Raw genomic sequence first — 2,748 nt, 5'->3', positions numbered from 1 at the left:
GTATATAGAGTTTCATCTCTTCTTTTTAGTATTCGAGGTGATTGTTCCAATAGCGACTCCACAGCACAGGGAATCGCATCTGTAAACCGTCCTCATCATCTTCATCCCAATCAAGATCCAAATCTTGCTCATCGTACCATATTGGGTCAAACTGGTCATATTTATCGTAATAATAATCGTTATCTAAACCTGTCTTTTCTTCATAAGCTTCACACGCTACAGCAAGTAATTCTTCTAATTGAGGAGCATAGCCTTCTGCTTCTAGTGGTTGAAGAACAGAAATCATCGTCTCAGGAGATTCAATTGCTTTATAATAAATGTCTTTTCCTTGATATAAAAGCCAGGCTCTAAAATAATCAAAACAATCATCTGAACAACCGCCCATTACAATATAAGCTGCTGCCCACAATGAAGAAGTATAGGATTGATCAAAATGCTGATTTAATAGCTGATCAAAGCGGAAAATGTCTTTTTCAGAACGCTTTGCTAGCGTGGAGCGGAGCCATTCCATTTGCTCGTCGACATCTAATTTTGTCTTCGCCTTTTTTATCAGTTCCCAAAAGAGAGTCTCTGACATCGTACTGTCTTTCATTACTTGCATTGAACAAGTTAAAGGCTTATACCCTTTCTTCAATTTTGCACGAATCAGCTTTTCAGCTTCCGCTTCACAAGCTTCTGCGGAAGCAAACTCTTTCACTTGCATGCGACCGGCTGTATCAACTTTTCCAAAGTGAATGATTAACTTGCTGTCTCTTCTTTCAACTTTCCAAAATTTATTCGATTGCTCATCTTTATACACTAAGGTTATTTGCATGATACATTCCCCTTTTTCATCCTACTACTATTGTGAATATTTCTCTTTTTACAAGTTATGTAGAGCCATGGCGCTTCATAATACATTTTCTTTCCTTTTGTAACATGGTCCAGTTGATTTTAATTCTTTCTAAAGTTTGTTAAAAGCTGAAGGACTATTTTTTGAGCACACTCCGCTCAGCACTTAAATTCAATGCTACTGATACAGTTCAAACAGCGAGAAATTAAAACATCATGTATGTAATATTTCACTTGTTTGTTTTTTGTTGCATTTACAACATTTTGTTTTTCCTTTATACTCTTTTATATCAGATATCTTTATTATACAAAAAAGAAGCATAAATTCGCAGCAAAGGAAGGATTTTCGATGAAAATTAAGCAAGTTACAACAAAAGAGCAGCTTGAAGAAGTATTTCATATACGTAAAACAGTGTTTGTTGAAGAACAAGGTGTGCCATTAAAAGATGAATTTGATGAACATGAGAAAACGGCAAAACATATGTTGATTTACTATAACAATGAACCGGCAGCTTCTGGTAGATTCCGCATAGTAGACGATTACGCCAAAATAGAGCGGATATGCGTATTAAAGGAATTTAGAAAATACGGGCTCGGAAAAGAAGTGGTGGCTAGCTTAGAAGAAGCAGCGAAAAAAGAAAGATTAACTCAAGCTAAGCTTCACGGTCAAGTTCAGGCCGAACCTTTTTATCATAAATTAGGCTATAAGACGGTTTCAGATGTCTTTATGGAAGACGGTATTCCACACGTTATTATGAAAAAAGAATTTTCGTGTTAAAAATGCTTCTTTGCCCAGTTACTTTAATAAAGAAAAAGGCTCTCAGCAGAGAGCCTTTTTTGTACTATTAGATTTTCATAATTCCGCCCGTGCTTGCAGAAGTTACAAGTTTAGAATATCTTGCAAGATAGCCTTTTTTCACTTTCGGCTCAAAGCCTTTCCAGTTTGCTTTTCGTTCTGCCCAAACATCTGGAGAAACTTGAACATTCATCGAACGATCTTCAATGTCAATCACGATGTGGTCGCCATCTTCGACAAATGCTAGTGGTCCGCCTTCAGCAGCTTCTGGAGACGCGTGGCCAATTGATAATCCACGGGAAGCCCCAGAGAAGCGTCCGTCCGTTAATAGCGCTACTTTTGCGCCTAGTCCCATTCCCATAATTTGAGAAGTTGGAGCTAGCATTTCAGGCATTCCCGGTCCGCCTTTTGGTCCTTCATAACGAATGACTACGACATGTCCTTCTTTTACTTTTCCGTTAGCAATACCGTGCAGCGCCTCATCTTGAGACTCAAATACAATTGCTGGTCCTTCGTGGCGAGTAATGCCGTCTTGAACACCGCCTGTTTTAATGATCGCGCCGTCTGGAGCTAAGTTGCCAAACAATACAGCAAGTCCGCCTTTTTCTGTGAAAGGCTTATCGATTGGATGAATAACGTTATAGTCTTTTACATCGCACCCAGCAATGTTTTCACCTAGCGTTTTTCCAGTAACCGTCATCGTATCTAAATGAAGAGCTCCTTCTTTTTTAGATAGCTCGTTTAAAGCAGCCGATACGCCTCCTGCTTCATGTAAGTCTTCAATAAATACATCCGAAGCCGGAGCCAGTTTTGCCAAGTGAGGCACGCGTTCTGCCACTTCATTAATACGCTCTAATGGATACTCAATTTCAGCTTCATTCGCAAGAGCTAGCGTATGAAGAACTGTATTTGTAGAACCGCCTAACGCCATATCTAAAGCAAATGCGTTGTCGATTGCTTTTTCTGTTACGATATCACGTGGTTTTAAATCTAATTTAATTAATTCCATAAGCTGTTTAGCTGATTTTTTAACAAATTCTCTACGTTCAGGAGCAACTGCTAAGATTGTACCATTTCCAGGTAAAGCAAGTCCTAACGCTTCAGCTAAGCAGTTCATTGAG

General features: G+C 38.9%; 3 protein-coding genes. 1 reads left to right on the top strand and 2 read right to left on the bottom strand.

Going from position 1 to position 2,748, the window contains the following annotated elements; all coding sequences use genetic code 11:
* Positions 1-25: 25 nt before the first annotated feature.
* Positions 26-814 carry a DUF4240 domain-containing protein gene (locus AC1DRF_RS22050; protein ID WP_427076457.1) on the bottom strand — a complete coding sequence of 263 codons (789 nt, stop codon included), beginning with the start codon at positions 812-814 and terminating at the stop codon, positions 26-28.
* A gap of 366 nt (positions 815-1,180) precedes the next feature.
* Here AC1DRF_RS22050 and AC1DRF_RS22045 point away from each other — a divergent pair, with 366 nt between their 5' ends.
* Complete coding sequence (locus AC1DRF_RS22045; RefSeq protein ID WP_097823302.1) at positions 1,181-1,609, top strand: GNAT family N-acetyltransferase; 429 nt, start codon at positions 1,181-1,183, stop codon at positions 1,607-1,609.
* Between the two features lie 67 nt (positions 1,610-1,676).
* Here the strand turns inward: AC1DRF_RS22045 and AC1DRF_RS22040 are convergent.
* Positions 1,677-2,748, bottom strand: a 1,072-nt coding sequence (locus AC1DRF_RS22040) for a dihydroxy-acid dehydratase domain-containing protein (RefSeq protein WP_477741699.1), incomplete at its 5' end; no start/stop codon positions are given.

It is taken from the genome of Priestia sp. P5_B4 (assembly GCF_056400385.1).
This window is presented reverse-complemented; position numbering and strand designations above follow the sequence as displayed.

Coding starts and splice junctions, on each gene's coding strand:
- AC1DRF_RS22050 (WP_427076457.1), bottom strand. CDS start 814: ATGCAAATAACCTTAGTGTATAAAGATGAGCAATCGAATAAATTTTGG.
- AC1DRF_RS22045 (WP_097823302.1), top strand. CDS start 1,181: ATGAAAATTAAGCAAGTTACAACAAAAGAGCAGCTTGAAGAAGTATTT.